12 protein-coding genes are annotated in these 17,171 nt (G+C 39.1%); 4 read left to right on the top strand and 8 right to left on the bottom strand.

Annotation, left to right across the window (positions count from 1 at the left end; genetic code table 11):
• Both dusB and IA57_RS05355 read right to left on the bottom strand, forming a co-directional pair.
• Positions 1-996, bottom strand: coding sequence for a tRNA dihydrouridine synthase DusB (dusB, locus tag IA57_RS05360; RefSeq protein WP_036120295.1), 996 nt, complete (start codon positions 994-996; stop codon positions 1-3).
• Positions 996-2,222: a M28 family peptidase gene (locus IA57_RS05355; protein WP_036120293.1), complete on the bottom strand. Its 1,227-nt coding sequence runs from the start codon at positions 2,220-2,222 to the stop codon at positions 996-998. Before IA57_RS05355 ends, dusB begins: the two co-directional genes overlap by 1 nt.
• Before the next feature lie 156 nt (positions 2,223-2,378).
• Between IA57_RS05355 and IA57_RS05350 the strand changes: the two genes are divergently transcribed.
• Positions 2,379-3,437: a TolB family protein gene (locus IA57_RS05350; RefSeq protein WP_229730266.1), complete on the top strand. Its 1,059-nt coding sequence runs from the start codon at positions 2,379-2,381 to the stop codon at positions 3,435-3,437.
• Positions 3,438-3,508: 71 nt separating this feature from the next.
• Here IA57_RS05350 and IA57_RS05345 read toward each other — a convergent pair whose 3' ends face one another.
• From IA57_RS05345 to IA57_RS05330, 3 genes are all read right to left on the bottom strand, one after another.
• Entirely contained in the window at positions 3,509-4,135 is a 627-nt protein-coding gene (locus IA57_RS05345; protein ID WP_036120289.1) for a DUF6705 family protein, read from the bottom strand.
• An 11-nt stretch (positions 4,136-4,146) separates the two neighbouring features.
• Positions 4,147-5,301: a hypothetical protein gene (locus IA57_RS12340; protein ID WP_131505675.1), complete on the bottom strand. Its 1,155-nt coding sequence runs from the start codon at positions 5,299-5,301 to the stop codon at positions 4,147-4,149.
• Positions 5,302-6,011: 710 nt separating this feature from the next.
• Complete coding sequence (locus IA57_RS05330; RefSeq protein WP_051881005.1) at positions 6,012-8,426, bottom strand: TonB-dependent receptor; 2,415 nt, start codon at positions 8,424-8,426, stop codon at positions 6,012-6,014.
• A 148-nt stretch (positions 8,427-8,574) separates the two neighbouring features.
• Between IA57_RS05330 and lepA the strand changes: the two genes are divergently transcribed.
• Positions 8,575-10,371 (top strand): translation elongation factor 4, encoded by a 1,797-nt coding sequence (gene lepA, locus IA57_RS05325; RefSeq protein ID WP_036120281.1) that lies wholly within the window; start codon positions 8,575-8,577, stop codon positions 10,369-10,371.
• Here the strand turns inward: lepA and IA57_RS05320 are convergent.
• The 3 genes from IA57_RS05320 to IA57_RS05310 all read right to left on the bottom strand — a co-directional run bounded on the left by IA57_RS05320 (position 10,368) and on the right by IA57_RS05310 (position 14,474).
• Positions 10,368-12,221, bottom strand: coding sequence for a cation:proton antiporter (locus IA57_RS05320; protein ID WP_036121319.1), 1,854 nt, complete (start codon positions 12,219-12,221; stop codon positions 10,368-10,370). The two genes, lepA and IA57_RS05320, sit on opposite strands and share 4 nt — an antisense overlap.
• A 103-nt stretch (positions 12,222-12,324) precedes the next feature.
• Positions 12,325-14,103 carry an SLC13 family permease gene (locus IA57_RS05315; protein WP_036120278.1) on the bottom strand — a complete coding sequence of 593 codons (1,779 nt, stop codon included), beginning with the start codon at positions 14,101-14,103 and terminating at the stop codon, positions 12,325-12,327.
• An 11-nt stretch (positions 14,104-14,114) separates the two neighbouring features.
• Complete coding sequence (locus IA57_RS05310) at positions 14,115-14,474, bottom strand: DUF202 domain-containing protein (protein ID WP_229730267.1); 360 nt, start codon at positions 14,472-14,474, stop codon at positions 14,115-14,117.
• 164 nt (positions 14,475-14,638) lie between these two features.
• Between IA57_RS05310 and IA57_RS05305 the strand changes: the two genes are divergently transcribed.
• Positions 14,639-15,499, top strand: a complete 861-nt coding sequence (locus tag IA57_RS05305; RefSeq protein ID WP_036120275.1) for an MBL fold metallo-hydrolase — start codon at positions 14,639-14,641, stop codon at positions 15,497-15,499.
• A 14-nt stretch (positions 15,500-15,513) separates the two neighbouring features.
• Entirely contained in the window at positions 15,514-17,121 is a 1,608-nt protein-coding gene (locus tag IA57_RS05300) for a S8 family peptidase (RefSeq protein ID WP_036120272.1), read from the top strand.
• Positions 17,122-17,171: the final 50 nt, after the last annotated feature.

The following is a 17,171-nucleotide window of genomic DNA, read 5'->3' as shown; positions in this document are numbered from 1 at the left end:
TTAAGATACGAACTGGTAGCCTTTAAAGGCTTCTAACACCTCATTAAAAGCAGCAAACACATCGTTTGGATCGTCGCTGGTTACCATTTTAGTTCTGTACTCCTTAAAATGCGGAATGCCCTTAAAGTAGTTGGTATAATGGCGGCGGGTTTCAAAAACACCAAGCTTTTCGCCTTTCCAATCAATGGCCATTTCCAAATGACGCCTAGCGGCCTCTACCCGTTCTTCTAGTGTAATTGGGGGCAGGTGTTCGCCTGTTTTAAAATAATGCTTTACCTGTTTAAAAAACCAAGGATTTCCTATGGTTGCCCTACCTATCATGGCACCATCTAACCCGTATTGGTCACGCATTTCTACAGCGCGCTCTGGCGTATCGACATCACCATTGCCAAATACAGGAATATGCATTCTGGGGTTGTTTTTTACTTCGGCAATAGGTTTCCAATTGGCATGGCCCTTATACATTTGTGCCCTTGTGCGCCCGTGTATGGAAATGGCCTTGCAGCCCACATCCTGAAGGCGTTCGGCAACCTCAACAATTTTTATGGAGTCGTGGTCCCAGCCCAAACGGGTTTTTACCGTAACGGGCAATTTGGTGCGCTTTACAATTTCTGCTGTAAGCGATTCCATTAAGCAAACATCTTTTAAAATGCCCGCTCCAGCACCTTTGCTAACCACTTTTTTTACAGGGCAACCGAAGTTAATGTCAATAATATCCGGATTCGATTTTTCTACAATATCTACAGCTTCTAGCATGCTCTCTAGGTTGGCCCCAAAAATTTGAATGCCTACAGGGCGTTCCTTTTCATAAATATCCAGCTTCATGGTGCTTTTGGCAGCATCTCTAATTAAGCCTTCGCTGGAAATAAACTCGGTATAGACCACATCGGCACCCTGCTCTTTGCACAAGGCACGAAACGGCGGGTCGCTAACGTCCTCCATAGGGGCTAACAACAACGGAAAATCCGGTAATTCTATGTCTGCTATTTTTACCATTAAAATTGAATCTGCTTTTCTACATCACTTCCTGCTCGCTTTACTACTATGGTGGTGCTATCGCCAGCGCTAAATACCGACAAGGCCTTCATGTAGCTCATCATATCGGTTACGGTGCTATCGCCCAACTTAACCACAATATCGCCTTTTTGCAAGCCTGCTTTTTGTGCGGGCTTCTCTTCGCTAATGCCATCTATTCGCATGCCTTCGCCATCAAACATATAGTCTGGCACAACGCCTAAACCAACTTTAAACCGCGGGGTTTCCTCGCTTTCGTTTTTGGTTTTTCTAAAAGCCAGTTTTCCATTGTCGTCAAGCTCTGAAATAACGGCCAGGATGTAGTCGGAAATTAAATCCATTCCTTTGTAGTTCAGCTTTTCGGTATCGTCTCCTGGCTTGTGGTAATCGTCGTGTTGCCCAGTAAAAAAGTGCAATACGGGAATATCTTGTAAGTAAAAGGAGGTGTGGTCTGATGGGCCAATCCCCGATTCGTGTTCAATGAGTTTAAAATGCGTGTTGTTAGACGCCAACGTTTGCTTAAAACGCGGCGATGTACCCACACCGTAAACGGCCAAAGTGCTGTCTTGTTTTAAACGGCCAACCATATCCATATTAATCATGTAATTGGCTTTAGCCAAATCTAGGGTTGCATTTTTAGCAAAATAATTAGACCCTAAAAGGCCCATTTCTTCTCCAGAAAAAGCCATAAACAAATAGTTGTTTGCCGTGTTTTTGCCTTGTAGTCTTGCTGCTAGGTCTAACATTATGGCAACGCCACTAGCGTTATCGTCGGCACCATTGTGTATTTCTTTGGTTTTACCGCGATGCAACGACCCTTCGTCGCCATAGCCCAAATGGTCGTAATGTGCCCCAATAATAATGGTGTGTTCGGCTTGGTTATCTATATAGCCCAACACATTGGTTCCTGTTACAGTGCCATCTTCGTTTGCGGTAACAAATTTTGCTTCTTCGTGCGGATTGGTTTTAGGGTTAAACGAAAACGTTTGGTAATAACCTGCCGTACCCTTTGGCAATAGCCCTATTGTTTTAAAGCGCTCAACAATATAGGCTGCCGCTTCCTGCTCGCCTTTTGTGCCTGTTTTTCGGCCTTCCAACTTATCATCGGCCAAAAAAGCTACATCGGCTTTTATTTCATTTTTATAGGTGTTCTCTTGCTTACACCCCAACAGGGCAATAAAAAGAACGCATAGCAGCACTTGTTTCATCTGTAACGATTTAATTGTTATACAAACACCTAACTATTGGTGTTTCATAATAATAAACTTATTTTTGAGCAAAATTAGGTAATAATTACCATAAGTTACAAGCATTATACTATGAAGTCACGATTTTACCTTTTGCCATTACTTTTAACTTTAGCTATGGCTTGCAAAAACGATTCTAAAACCACTACAGATGCTCATGCCGGAGCCACCAAATGGGTAGACACCCTTATTTACCCTGGCGAGAAGCACTTTAAATCGTTAAAACAGTTAACCTTTGGTGGCGATAATGCCGAAGCCTATTGGAGTTTTGACGACAAGCAATTGGTGTTCCAGTCCAACAACCCCAACTGGAATGTAAGCTGCGACCAAATGTTTTTGATGCATGTTGATGAGACTTGGGAAGCCGCTATTCCTCCTATGGTAAGTACCGGTAAGGGGCGTACCACCTGTTCGTATTTTTTGCCGGACAACAAGCATATTATTTATGCCTCTACCCATTTGGGTGATAGCATTTGCCCAGAAACACCCATGCGTAAAAATGGCAAGTACATTTGGCCCATTTACGACTCTTACGACATTTTTGTGGCCGATTTAAACGGCAATATCGTTAAGCAGCTAACCAACGAAAAGGGGTATGACGCCGAGCCAACCGTATCGCCTAAAGGTGATAAAATAGTTTTCACATCAGATAGAAGTGGTGATTTAGAATTGTACACTATGAATCTTGACGGTAGTGATGTGACACAAATTACTTTTGAGCTTGGTTACGATGGCGGGGCCTTCTTTTCGCCAGATGGTAGCAAGTTAATTTTTAGATCGTCGCGCCCAAAAACCGAGGCAGAAATTAAAGAATACAAGGATTTATTGGCCGAAGGCCTAGTACAACCTACGCAAATGGAACTTTATATTTGCAATGCCGATGGTAGTGATTTACGCCAACTTACCAATTTAGGAAATGCCAATTGGAGCCCGTTCTTTCACCCAAGCGGCGAGAAAATTTTATTCTCATCAAATTTTGAGTCCGAAAGAGGCTTCCCTTTTAATTTGTATTTAATAGATATTGATGGAAAGAACTTGGAGCGTGTGACCCATAGCGAAACCTTCGATGCCTTTCCCGTATTTTCTAATGATGGTAAAAAATTGATTTTCTCCTCTAACCGAAATAATGGTGGTGGTCACGACACCAACCTGTTTATTGCCGAATGGGTAGATTAGCTTTTTTTTAAAAATGTTTGTTTTTGTTTAACAGAATTATTTTTCAAACTTACTGTAAACACTTAGTTTTACTACTCCTGCTTAACCAAAGTCCAAATACTATTTTCGGGTATAGACAGCTCGTTGGGACTATCTCCTGCATAGGTATTTGTAATTCGCATACGTAATTTTTCCACACCATTTTCTTCAAACCTAGCCATACGTATTTTACCCCATATATCGTTAGGCTCTACAATACTCAAAAAAATAAATCGGGTATTGGGAGCGCATTCCGGACAAGGTGGAAAACCTCTGTTATAAGTTCTTATACTAGTCGAATTAATACTATTATTCCATGGGTTAGGATTAATAATTAAAGGAACACCATTAGGGTCGTTTGATATTATTTCTGGATAAGTATCCACTAATACTTGTCCATTCTCCTCATAGCGAAATTCACCCACTAAAAAGTCAAAATAATCTCCAGATGAATCTAAAAAATTAACCACTTTATTAAAGGTTATGGTTAATGTGTCATTACCCAAGTTACCTGACCATGTTCCTACGTATGGATTAAAATCGTTACCGACATCTTTATAATATTCAGGAACTCCACTAATATAATTAGGGTAATTCCCCTCATTATAAAGAGGTATAATATTTTGTGCTTTACAGCTTACTAAAAATAGTATAAATATAACTTTAATTATTGACTTCATAGTTTCTTTTTTTAATTACAAGGTGTTATTTCTGGTTGATTATTAGCGTCCAGATTTACTTTTTCAAACGTATGGTCTGTCGTGTTTAATTTATATAAATATAGCGGTGATTTAGATAAACCATAATCTTCTGCAATGTCTTCAAAAGTTGTTAAAAATTCTCTTAAATAATCATTCTCATTACTAGTTCCATAAGTTCCTGAAGATATCAAAACATCTAGTCTATCTTGTCTTTGCTCTGAGTTATTACCTAATACATTACTACTACATAAATATCTTAATGCATTATAGTCTCTTACTTTTATCATATACGTACCATTAGGTGTAGTTACTACAGAAAAGGCATTATGTATGTTTACATTACTGTCACTATTAGTATTATAACTTATACTTTGGCAATATTTAAATAATTTATAGACATCTTTCCCCGAAAACATAGGATTACCTTGGTCTGGGTGGGTATGCATCCCGCCTGTTATATTACCGCCATGGTTTAATTTTACGCCATCGTAACTACCTTCTTTAAAATTGGTAGATAGTACATTATTGGCAAATGAAACCTCAAAGCCTTGCTCGTTGGTTTCGGTGGTGTCCTCAATATAATTTTGTAAATCGTTTAATGCGTTTTGAAAATAAGCATTATCTGTTAGCTCATTTAAATAGTAACACTCAAGTTCCTCATCCACATAGTCATCAAAATCTTGGGTTTCGTTATTATCAATATAATCTAAAATAATATCGCTTACAGCACTACAACCCGACTTTTTAATGGCTGTTGCCATTTTTTTAAGCATTACCTCGCTCGCATTATTTAACCAGTTTTGTTGGGCTAAGGTTAAGCTACCTGCACCGCCAAGGCAATCTATAATATCGTCTTTGTCACTAGGCTCATTAACCCCTATTGGCGATGTGCTTATGGGGACTGTTTCATCTCCGCCATGGTCTCCGTCAAGTACACCATCGCCCGAGGTGTCGGTTGGTCCATCACCTCCACCTGTGCCACCTGTACCTGTGCCTCCTAAGTCACCTGAACCAATGGTACCTCCATCGCCTGACGTGTTACCGCCATCGCCTCCTGATGTATTTCCTGTTCCCCCTGAACAAGTGACAGCAAACAATTCAAGAAAACAATCACCGCAACCTCCATCGCAATCAGTACATTTCATTACGTAATGATAATCACAGCCTCCATAACTCCACACAATTTTTGAACTTTCATTTAACAATGATGACAAAGTAAAAATATCTTCATCTATATTTTGAACACTTAAATCATAGTTAAATTCTGTATCAGTAACTTTTTCTCGGTCTATGTACCTAAACAAATAATAATTTATAAGGGTATCGTGTTTAATTTCTAAAACTAGATTTTCGAATGCAGAAGTCTGAAAAGTAGGGGTTTCTAACAAAAAGGAGTATGTAGCAGAAGAATCGGTAACTACTTTAATTATTTTATCGGTTAATAAGGTGATTTCACCATCAGTAGATGTTACTCTCTCGTTAACGCTAAGGTTTTCTTTATGCTTAGTAACGTTAAATATTTTTCTTAGTTTATCTAACTGTCTTTGTGTTTGACTTTCTTGGCTAAACTCCTCAAGAGAAATAACACTTAACCTACTTTCTTCTTTTAATGAAGATTGGTTATTTCCATCTACAAACTCGTCATCTTTTTGACAAGCTTGAAAACAGAGAACAAAAACAAATATACATAAACTTAAATACGCATACCTATTGTGGTTTGGTTTGGTTTGGTTTGGTTTGGTTTGGTAATATTATCATTTTTCATAAAAATTTAATTAGCTTAATATCAAATATATAAAAATTATTTTTAACTGTTTAATTAAAAACAAACACTGATGTTAAAAGCGATAATGTGTTAACTTTTTGTTTTTAAACGCTCCCTTTCTTTTAGGTTTTTAGACCGGTTGTTGGTTTGTAGCAAGGTGTTTCCAAATTTATAGCGGAAGCCCAGTTTTATGTATCTGTTATCGAAATCGGCATAGCTTTTATTCGCTTGGTTGCTATACCTAACATAGTAGTCGTAATCTTGATCGTTAAACAAATCTTCTACAATAACAGAAAAGATGGCTTTCTTGTTCCAAAGCGATTTAGAAATGGCCAATGTAGATATAACCATACCATCTATTGTTCTAAACCCTTGCAGGTTTTTACTGCTGTAATGCAATGCTAAATCAATGTTTAAAGAATTGTCCTTTAATAAGGTTATGTTATTTTGCAATACGCTGTAGTTAGACCATTGGTCTTGTACAATGTTTTCGTTTTGAAAGGTATTGCTGTCCTGAACATTGTAAAACGAGGTTACGGCATATATGTACCAGCGGTTGGTAAGGTAGGTACTGGCAACAAAATCGAAGCCATACTCTATGGTTTCATCAAAATTTGTAGGCACCCAACTTAACGTATTGTTTGTGTTGTCTTGAATGGGGATTTCGTAAATATTGTCATCCATCTTCTTGTAGTATGCCTCTATAAAATATGTTCCCGAGAGCGCGATACCAAATTCACCGTGATCGACTACTACAGGCTTTAGGTTGGGGTTTCCAGTCACGCTGGTATTATCGTTTAAGTAAAACCTAAAAGGGTTTAAATCGCGGTAATTGGGCCTAATAATGCTTTTCTTGTAATTGGTATAAATCGAGATGTTCTCGGAGGGGTTAAAGCTTATGCTGGCGTTGGGAAACCATTTTAAATACTCTTGGTTAGCCGTTTGGTTAGTGGTTACCGAAAGGCCTTCTATATTGGTTTGTTCGGCACGCAATCCTGCCACAAGGCTCCACTTGCTCCAATCTTTAGAGAGGTTGGCATAACCTGCAAAAACATCCTCGTTATAATCGAACGCATTGGTGTTGTTTGGGTTAAGTACCGGTGTACCACCAACCATATCGAAATGGGTAATGTTGCTGTTGGTATTAACGTTAGAGTATTTTAGTCCTGTTTCAAAAGTAAACGTCTCGCCAACAGGTAGTTTATAGTCTAGTTTAGAGGAATAGATTTTGGTTTCCTGATTGTTGTCCGTTACAAAGCTTGTTGTGTTTGTAAAGGCATTTGTATTAGTAAAATAACGGCTTGTCACGCGCTGATCCATTTCCATGTCGTAGGTTGTAAAGTGGGCGTTAAACAACAAGGCTTCTCCTTTGGTGTTGAATTTATGCTCATAATCAAAATCAAATCCCAGATTTTGTTTGGTGTCGTTTGAAAAGCTATGCGATAAAAAATAGTACTGTAAGCTGTTGCTGTTGTTATAAATATTGGTTCGGTTGGCAATTTTATATTCAAAATCCGGAAGCCACATTGTAGTTGCCGATAGGCTTAAGGTGTTTTTATCATCGGCTAAGAAATCAAAATTAAAATTGAGGTTATGGGTTTTGGACCAAGTGTTTCTGTTTAATCTGGATTTCCACACCTCATCAATGGCCGTGCCGTTAAAATACGAGGTTTCCTCTTCGTTGTTTCTATTTATTTTATCTTGACTATAGCTGTAATTGGTGTAAAAATTAATTTTATCCGACTTAAAAAAATGTCCTGTCCCTACATTGTATCTGGGAAAAACACCTTGGGTGTAGTTTGTAAAAATATTGCCCCTATAGCCTGTTACCAAGTTTTTGCTCATGATGATGTCTATCACAGCACCACTAGTGGCATCGTACTTGGCCGAGGGGTTTGTAATAACCTCGATAGATTTAATGTTATTGGCATCGGAGCTTTCAAGCAATTGCGACAGCTCATCTGAGGACAAATGCACTTTTCTACCGTTTATAAAAATTGTAGGTTCGGTATGCTTTACAGAAATCTTACCTCCAATAACCAAAACGCCGGGGGTACTTTTCATAACCTGCATTATATTCCCTTGGGTTAAGGCCGAGTTTTCTATGTTAAACACAATTCTATCGGGCTCTTTTTTAACCGTTGGTTTTTTATAGGTAATGCTTACCTCGTCAAGGCTTTCGGCCGTTTCTATTAAGGTAATTTGGTTCAGGTTGGTCTGGGCCTCTACAGCTAACGTTTTGGTATAATCTTCATATCCTATAAACGTTATTTTTAAAAGATAGCTGCCTTTTTCAACAGGACCAACAACAAAGGAGCCATCGGTATTGGTGGTGGTGCCCGCCACAAACGCAGCATCGGTTTCTGTTAAAAGAATAACATTCGAAAACGAGATAGGGGCGCCATTAACATCGTGAACAGTTCCAGAAATCGAGAATTCTTGTGAAAACGCAACCAAGGTTAAGAAAAACAGTGTTAGTTGGGCTAATTGCTTTATAATAATCAACTTGTTTTGGTTTAATGCTGCTAATATACTATTTGTTTTAAACTTTTTGTTACGGAAAAACCGTAAGTGTATCAACAAGTTAACAATATTGCTGTTTACGTTGAGAAATCAACTATATTTGCAGCATTAAATTTAGTGTAAAGCGCTTATGAAGCATATTAGGAATTTTTGCATTATTGCACACATCGATCACGGAAAAAGCACGCTTGCCGATAGATTATTGGATTTTACGGGATCTGTTACCGAAAGGGAAAAACAGAACCAATTATTAGATAGTATGGATTTGGAGCGCGAACGTGGTATTACCATTAAGTCGCATGCCATACAAATGGATTACGTTCATAATGGTGAGCAATACGTTTTAAACTTAATAGATACGCCTGGTCATGTCGATTTTTCTTATGAAGTTTCACGATCTATTGCCGCCTGCGAAGGTGCGCTATTAATTGTAGATGCCGCACAAAGCATACAGGCACAGACCATTTCTAACCTGTACTTAGCTTTAGAGAACGATTTAGAGATTATTCCTGTACTAAACAAGGTGGATTTGCCTAGTGCCAACCCCGAAGAAGTTACCGATGATATTGTTGATCTATTAGGTTGCGACCCTGCCGAAGTTATCCCTGCCAGTGCCAAAACTGGTTTGGGTATTGAAGCTATTTTAACAGCTATCATTGAACGTATTCCAGCACCAAAAGGGAATGTAGATGAGCCGCTTCAAGCTTTAATTTTCGATTCGGTTTACAACCCTTTCCGCGGTGTTGAAACCTACTTTAGGGTTATAAACGGGAAAATCACAAAAGGGCAAAACATTAAGTTTATCGCCACCGATAAAAACTATTTTGCCGATGAAGTTGGGACGCTCAAATTAAAACAGCTTCCAAAGCAAGAAATTAAGGCAGGAGATGTAGGTTATTTAATCACAGGCATAAAAGAAGCTAAAGAAGTAAAGGTTGGTGACACCATAACCGATGCCAAAAACCCTACTAAAAATGCCATTAGTGGGTTTGAGGATGTAAAACCCATGGTTTTTGCCGGGATTTACCCTGTAGACACTGAAGATTATGAGGACTTAAGAGCCTCTATGGAAAAATTGCAATTAAACGATGCCTCGTTGGTCTTTCAACCTGAAAGTTCTGCCGCACTAGGCTTTGGTTTTCGTTGCGGGTTCTTGGGCATGCTCCACCTAGAAATCATTCAAGAGCGTTTAGAACGTGAGTTTGATATGACGGTTATTACCACCGTTCCTAACGTATCGTATCACGCCTTTACCAATAAACATCCCGATGATGTTATTATCGTAAATAATCCTAGTGATTTACCAGAACCTTCAACCTTAAATCGTGTTGAAGAACCCTTTATAAAAGCCACCATTATTACAAAAGCAGATTTTGTTGGCAACGTGATGTCGCTGTGTATTGATAAGCGTGGTGTAATAACCAATCAAACCTATTTAACAACTGAACGTGTTGAACTATCTTTTGATATGCCATTGGCTGAAATTGTATTTGATTTCTATGATCGGTTAAAAACGGTTTCTAAAGGTTATGCTTCTTTTGATTATTCGCCAATTGGTATGAAAACGTCAAAATTAGTTCGTGTCGATATTCTTTTGAATTCGCAACCCGTTGATGCGCTTTCGGCATTAATACATGCTGATAATGCCTATACCATTGGAAAAAAGATAACAGAAAAGTTACGTGAGTTAATACCAAGACAGCAGTTTGACATTCCTATTCAGGCCGCCATTGGCGCAAAAATTATTGCTCGTGAAACGATAAAAGCGTTGCGTAAGGATGTAACTGCCAAATGTTACGGCGGTGATATTTCCAGAAAACGTAAGCTTCTTGAAAAGCAGAAAAAAGGTAAAAAGAAAATGCGTCAAGTTGGGAATGTTGAAATTCCACAACAAGCCTTTATGGCCGTTTTAAAACTTAACGATTAAGCGACGATTCTGTCGTCTTTTTCAAAGTCGTCGACAGGCTTTCCTAGATAAACCAGTTTAAAGCCTTTTTCAAAAGCAAACGCCTCGGGCAACGAGCATATAATGTGCAGTTCTCCCGAGGTGTCTTTTATAAACAACGGAATAGATTTCTGCTCGTTGTTTAAAATGTCTATCTTCTTAAGAAAAGCCTCTTTGGTATTTACAACCAACTCGTTAACAAAAGGAAAATCCCTAGCCGCTTCGCTAAAGTTAATGTAATCGTCTTTGGTCGAAAATATGGTTTCCTTATCTTCAAACTCGATGTCGTTGTTTCGTATTTCATCTGAAGAAACAAGCCTGTACGACCCAGATTCTCCCAAATGGGTTTTAAAGCGTTTAATCGCATACTTGTTAATTTGATCGCTACCAGTAAAGGCCATTAAATACCCTATATCACTCAATTCAATATCGTTAGATAAATCTTCTGAATAAACGTTGGCCTCTAGGGCATCTAGCCCCATAGATTTGGCCTTAAGAATGTTGTCCTTATTACTATCAATAAGCACAATATGCCTATTATTCTCCATTAAATACTTGGCTATGACGCGCGAGGCTTTAGAGGCGCCAACCATAAGAATCCCATCGCTTTTGGTTAAATACACCCCTACCCATTTAGCAAAATGGCGCGCTGTAGCAGCATTTAAAAGCACGGTTACCAACACTGTTGTAAACACCAATGGGGTAATATACTCGGCATAGGGTTCGCCCTTTAAAACCAGTTTGGTGCCAAATAACGATGCAATACCGGCAGCAACAATACCTCTAGGCCCTACCCAACTTATAAAAACCTTTTCGTTGAGTTTTAAACCCGATTTTGCCGTACTTAGGAAAACACCTATGGGCCTTAGTAAAAATATAATTACCCCCATTAACAGTGCTGTTTTCCAGTTGTAAACAATAAGCAAATCTTCTAGGTTTACGTTTGCTGAAAGTAAAATAAACAAGATGGAAATTAACAGAACACTAAGCGACTCCTTAAAATACAAAAGCTCTTTTAGGTTAGGCAAATCGCTGTTTCCTAAAACCATGCCCATAACCACAACGGCCAATAACCCAGACTCGTGGGCAAAAATATCGGATTCTACAAACACCAATAAAACAACCGATAATGCGGCAACATTTAATAAATAGTGTGGAATGAGTTTCTTTTTAATGGCAAAATACAAGGCCAATGCCGCCGTAGTACCAAAAGAAAAGCCAACAATTAAAATCTTGCCAAACTCCATAAAAGCTTGCAAGGTATAACCGGAGCTGTCACCAATGCTTATAAACTCGAAAACCAAAACAGCCACCAGAGCACCAATGGGATCGATTAATATGCCTTCCCATTTTAGTACGGCAGAAATGTCTTTCTTTAAAGGAATGTTTCTTAAAATAGGCGCAATTACGGTTGGTCCCGTAACAATAATAAGCGACGCAAATAAAAACGAGATTTTCCAATTAAGCCCCGTAATGTAATAGGTGGCTATAGCAGCCCCTATAAAGGTTACTGTGGCGCCTATACTAATTAGCTTTAAAATAACAGGCCCCACTTTAGAGATTTCGTTTCTTCTTAAGGTTAAGCCACCTTCAAACAGGATAACCCCAATGGCCAACGAAACAAAGTTGTATAGGCTATCGCCTGGAAAAAGGCCTTTTTGACCATTCCAAACAGGCTCAATCCATTTAGAGCCATCATGGGAAAACAGTGTGGAAATTGGCCCGACAAACAAGCCAATTAAAATTAGTGGTAAAATGGCTGGTAATTTTAACCGCCAAGCCACCCATTGTGCCAATATGCCTAAAACAATGATTCCTGCTAATTCTACCATATAGTTAGTTAAGGGGTTAACCGCAACGGTAATATTACTATAAAATGGGGTTACATCAAAAAAAAACGTGGCTTTTTTAGCAGCTGTAAAGGCGCAACCCAAGCTATTTAAACGGGAAAAAATAAGGAATTACCACCGATGCTGCCAACCAAATTATCAGGTTTAAAGGTCCGCCAAATTTTAAAAAATCGTTGAATTTGTAGTTTCCGGGGCCATAAACCATCGTGTTTGTGGGGTAGCTCATGGGGGTCATAAAGGTTAGTGAGCAAGCAAACATAACGGCAATTAAAAAAGGTCTGGAATTAACCTCCATGGCTGCAGCTAGACTAATAACAATGGGGGTCATTAAAGCAGCCGTGGCCTTGCTAGAAATAAGGTTGGTAAAAATAACCGTGGCTAAAAACAAAATACTTAGGGTTATTTGGGCATCGTACTGCCCCAAAGTTGCTTTAATAAAATCGGCAATCTGCAAGGCCCCTCCTGTTTTTTCTAAAGCCGTTCCCATTGAAAGAACTCCCGCCATCATAAAAATAACTTTCCACTCTACCGCTTTATAGGCTTCTATGGGTTCTAGGGTTCTTGTCATAATCATTAATAAGGCCCCAATCATGGCACTTATTAAAATTGACGTTAGATTAAAGGTTGCTGCCAGTATAACGCCTATTCCTATTAAAATGGCTGGAATAGCCTTGCGGTAATTGGTTTTCTTTTTAGTGTATTCGGACAACTTAATAACCAATTGGTTTTCCTCTAAATAATCGATTTCTTCGTTTTGCCCCAACAACAAAAGCATATCACCTTCTTGTAGTATGGTATTTGATAGTTTGTTGTACACAATCTCACCGCGCTGCCTAATAGCAACCACCACACATTTAAACTGCTGTTTAAAATTCATGTCCTTTAGCGATTTCCCAGAAAGCTCGGAGCCAAAGGGAATAATAACCTCGTACACATTATGGGCATTTGTTTGTTGCTCGGCAGCTTTCATACGTCTGCTTCCACTAACCTTATAGCCTTTTACACCCAACAACCGATTTAAGGCGGCTGGCGGTGCCATAATTTTTAATATATCGCCTGCCATGATTTTCATATTGGGCAAAAATTGGTGGTTTAGTTCGCCGTTTCTTAAAATGGCCAGTATGTTAACATTAAAGTCTTTTACAAGCTTCGTACTTTCTACGGGGCGTCCTATTTCCGGACTTGTCGTATCGACTTCTATTTCTGTAATATACTTTTCGGCTTTTTGGGTAAGTGCTTCGGTTGTTGTTTCTTTTTTAGGCAACAAAAACGGGGCCACCAAAAACATATAAACAAACCCAACTACCATTAGGCATAAGGCTGCTGCACTAAACTCGAACATTCCAAAGGCCGGCACGCCATACGCCTTGGCGTAACTACTAATTAAAATGTTTGTTGAGGTGCCTATAAGCGTGCATGTGCCTCCAAACAAAGCTGCAAACGAAATGGGCATAAGCAACATGCTGGGTTTTATGTTGGTTTCCCTACAAACCGTTAGGGCAATGGGAAGCAGTAAGGCCACCACTGCTGTATCGTTTATAAAGGCCGAAAACAAACTGGAAATGCTGCAAAAAACTACCAAGGCCATGATGTAGTTTACCTTGGCGAGTTTAATGATTTTATAGCTTAACCCATCTAAAATACCCGAGTTGAAAATGCCACCACTAATTACAAAAATACATCCTAAGGTTATGGTCGCCGGATGGTTAAAGCCCGAAAAGCCTTCTTCGGGAGATAGTATGCCCGTAACAATAAATAACGCCATAATGATGATGGAAGTCGTATCGATACTAAAGTAATCCCTAACAAAAAGAATAACCCCAATAACAATAATGGAAAACGTTATTATAAGTTCGGTGCTCATACCCAAAAAAATTACGTTCTGTTTGTGTTGTCTTTCCCTTCAGACATGTAGTATAACCGTTTAAGGCTTTTCTTTAAAAGCATAAACCTATAAATGCCCACAACAAAAAAAATGGCACTAAAAACCAGCGATGCCATGGCTAGATATCTAAAATCTGGAAAGTTCTTTAACTGAAAAAAAGCAATTCCCCCCAACAACAAATACAGCGACGATCTAACATAGGACAGCAGGGTGCGTTCGTTTGCCAAACGGGTGCGTTCTATCGCCAAATAATCCCTTAATATAACCTCTTCATCTGGTTTAAAATCACGGCCAAACCTAAGCAGTTTCATTTTTTTAATCTTTAACGGCTGGTTCACAACGTTTTTCATGGTGGTATGTTTTTCATAAAAATAACGCATTTTATAATAGTTTCAAACCATTAAGCATCTCAAAGTAAAAACCTTAAAATTGTTAAATAATTCTCAATAATCTAAGTTTACAGAAAAAAAGTTGTACGTATTTGTTAATTTGCACAGCTTAAAGTGTACTCTTTATGAAACTATATCCTATTGAAGCTGGAAATTTTAAATTAGATGGTGGCGCCATGTTTGGTGTGGTTCCAAAATCGCTTTGGCATAAAACCAATCCGGCCGACTCCAATAACATGATTGATATTGCAGCGCGTTGCCTGTTAATTGAGGACAACAACCGCTTAATCCTTATAGATACGGGAATGGGAGACAAACAAAACGATAAGTTTTTTGGCTACTATTACCTTTGGGGCGACGACTCGATAGATAAATCCTTAAAAAAATACGGCTTTCATAGAGATGATATTACCGATGTATTCATGACCCATCTGCATTTTGACCATTGTGGCGGTAGCATACAGTGGAACAAAGACAGAACCGGCTACGAGCCTGCTTTTAAAAATGCTCACTTTTGGAGCAATAGCGCCCATTGGCAATGGGCAACACAACCCAACAACCGCGAAAAAGCTTCTTTTTTAAAAGAAAACATCCTCCCTATGGAGGCTTCTGGACAGCTTAAATTTACCGCTTTGCCAGAACAAAAGCTGCTTAAAAACACCGCACTAGGGTTCGATATTTTTTTCGCCAATGGCCATACCGAAAAACAAATGATCCCCATGATTAACTACCAAGGAAAAACCATTTGCTTTATGGCCGATTTGTTACCAACAGCAGGGCACTTGCCGCTTCCTTACGTTATGGGGTACGATACCAGACCATTGCTTACGCTTGACGAAAAAGAAACCTTTCTTAATCTAGCCGCAGACAACAACTATTATTTATTTTTAGAGCACGACGCACATCATGAAATCATCACGGTAAAACATACTGAAAAAGGCGTGCGATTAAACGAGATTTTTACGTGTGATGATATTTTTAACTAACATAAATTTTTAAAATGAGATTATTAAAACCTGTATTGTTTTCAGCTGTAGCAGCATCTATATTATCTAGCTGTGGCGGTTCTTCAGAAGTTTTGTCTACACCTTTAGAGAATGTAGATACCATGCCTTTAAAGGTGACAGAATTAACCCAAGCCGAAAAGGAAAACTGGGGGCATTTAGACCTTGTTACAGATACCATTCCTGGAATGAGTGTCGATAAAGCCTATGCCGAAATTATTAAAGGTAAAAAAGGAGAAACCGTAATTGTTGCCGTTATAGACAGTGGTATCGATATTGAGCACGAAGACCTAAACGATGTTCTTTGGACTAATGAAGATGAAATTCCTGGTAATGGCATAGACGATGACAAAAACGGGTATATCGACGACATTCACGGGTGGAATTTCCTTGGCGATGCCTACGACGAACAACTAGAGTTTGTAAGAATTTTAGCGTCTGGCGATACTAGCAACCCAGAATATGCCCGCGCTAAAGCAGAGTACGACGAAGAGCATACAAAAACCCTAGCGCAAAAAAATCAATACGAGCAAATTTACCAACAATTAAAAAATGCCGATGCTCTGGTAGCAGAACACCTTAACAAAGCAGATTATACGCCAGAAGATGTAAAAAACATCAAAGCCGAAAACAACGAAACCCTAACCCAAGCGGTAGGCATGCTACAATATATGTACAGCAATGGTTTCGATTCTACTGCAGCAGCACTTTCAACAGTAAAAGAAGGGGTTGAGTATTTTTCAGACAAATTAAACTACAACATCAACAAAGATTTTAACGGTAGAACAACCGGCGATAATCCAAACGACTTAACCGATGTTGGTTATGGCAATGGCAATGTTATGCCTAGCGAAAAAGGCGAAAGCCACGGAACCCACGTTGCCGGTATTATTGCTGCCGAGCGCAACAATGGGCTAGGCGCCAATGGGGTGGCCAACCACGTAGAAATTATGAGCTTAAGAGCCGTACCTAATGGCGACGAGTACGATAAAGATATTGCACTTGCCATTAGATATGCTGTTGATAACGGCGCAAAAGTTATTAATGGTAGCTTTGGAAAATACTACTCGCCACACAGCGACTGGGTAAGAGATGCCATTGCTTATGCCTCTGAAAAAGATGTAGTTTTTGTTAATGCCGCAGGAAACGAAGGCTTGGATTTAGACCAAAAAGCTTGTTACCCTAACGACCAAGTAGATAACGGACCAGAAGTATCTAACACCTTTATTACCGTTGGGGCATTGGCACCAAAGTATGGCGCTGCCATGGTTGCCGGTTTTTCTAACTACGGCAAGATTAATGTTGATATTTTTGCTCCAGGAGCCAAAGTATATTCAACCACACCAGAAAACGAATACGACACCAAAGGCGGTACCTCTATGGCAGCCCCAGGAGTTGCCGGTATTGCAGCCTTAATACGTTCTTATTACCCTAAATTAACAGCAGCACAAGTAAAGCAAGTTATTTTAGACTCTGGATTAGCCCTAAACACACAAGTTGTGGTAGGTGGCGATGCTAATAACGTTAAGCCTATTGGAGATTTAAGCAAATCTGCTAAAATAGCCAATGCTTACAACGCCCTTATTCTTGCTAGCCAATTATAATTAAAAACCTATATAAAAAAGCTACATGCCAATATCGTGTAGCTTTTTTA

Source organism: Mangrovimonas yunxiaonensis (genome assembly GCF_000733475.1).
In the GTDB taxonomy this organism is placed as follows: Bacteria; Bacteroidota; Bacteroidia; order Flavobacteriales; family Flavobacteriaceae; genus Mangrovimonas; species Mangrovimonas yunxiaonensis.
This window is presented reverse-complemented; position numbering and strand designations above follow the sequence as displayed.

What these genes read in the sequence shown, in the direction of transcription:
- IA57_RS05310 (WP_229730267.1), bottom strand. Translation starts at nt 14,474, where the DNA reads ATGAAAAACGTTGTGAACCAGCCGTTAAAGATTAAAAAAATGAAACTG.
- dusB (WP_036120295.1), bottom strand. Translation starts at nt 996, where the DNA reads ATGGTAAAAATAGCAGACATAGAATTACCGGATTTTCCGTTGTTGTTA.
- IA57_RS05305 (WP_036120275.1), top strand. Translation starts at nt 14,639, where the DNA reads ATGAAACTATATCCTATTGAAGCTGGAAATTTTAAATTAGATGGTGGC.
- IA57_RS05300 (WP_036120272.1), top strand. Translation starts at nt 15,514, where the DNA reads ATGAGATTATTAAAACCTGTATTGTTTTCAGCTGTAGCAGCATCTATA.
- IA57_RS05315 (WP_036120278.1), bottom strand. Translation starts at nt 14,103, where the DNA reads ATGAGCACCGAACTTATAATAACGTTTTCCATTATTGTTATTGGGGTT.
- IA57_RS05320 (WP_036121319.1), bottom strand. Translation starts at nt 12,221, where the DNA reads ATGGTAGAATTAGCAGGAATCATTGTTTTAGGCATATTGGCACAATGG.
- IA57_RS05350 (WP_229730266.1), top strand. Translation starts at nt 2,379, where the DNA reads ATGGCTTGCAAAAACGATTCTAAAACCACTACAGATGCTCATGCCGGA.
- IA57_RS12340 (WP_131505675.1), bottom strand. Translation starts at nt 5,301, where the DNA reads ATGAAATGTACTGATTGCGATGGAGGTTGCGGTGATTGTTTTCTTGAA.
- IA57_RS05345 (WP_036120289.1), bottom strand. Translation starts at nt 4,135, where the DNA reads ATGAAGTCAATAATTAAAGTTATATTTATACTATTTTTAGTAAGCTGT.
- IA57_RS05355 (WP_036120293.1), bottom strand. Translation starts at nt 2,222, where the DNA reads ATGAAACAAGTGCTGCTATGCGTTCTTTTTATTGCCCTGTTGGGGTGT.
- lepA (WP_036120281.1), top strand. Translation starts at nt 8,575, where the DNA reads ATGAAGCATATTAGGAATTTTTGCATTATTGCACACATCGATCACGGA.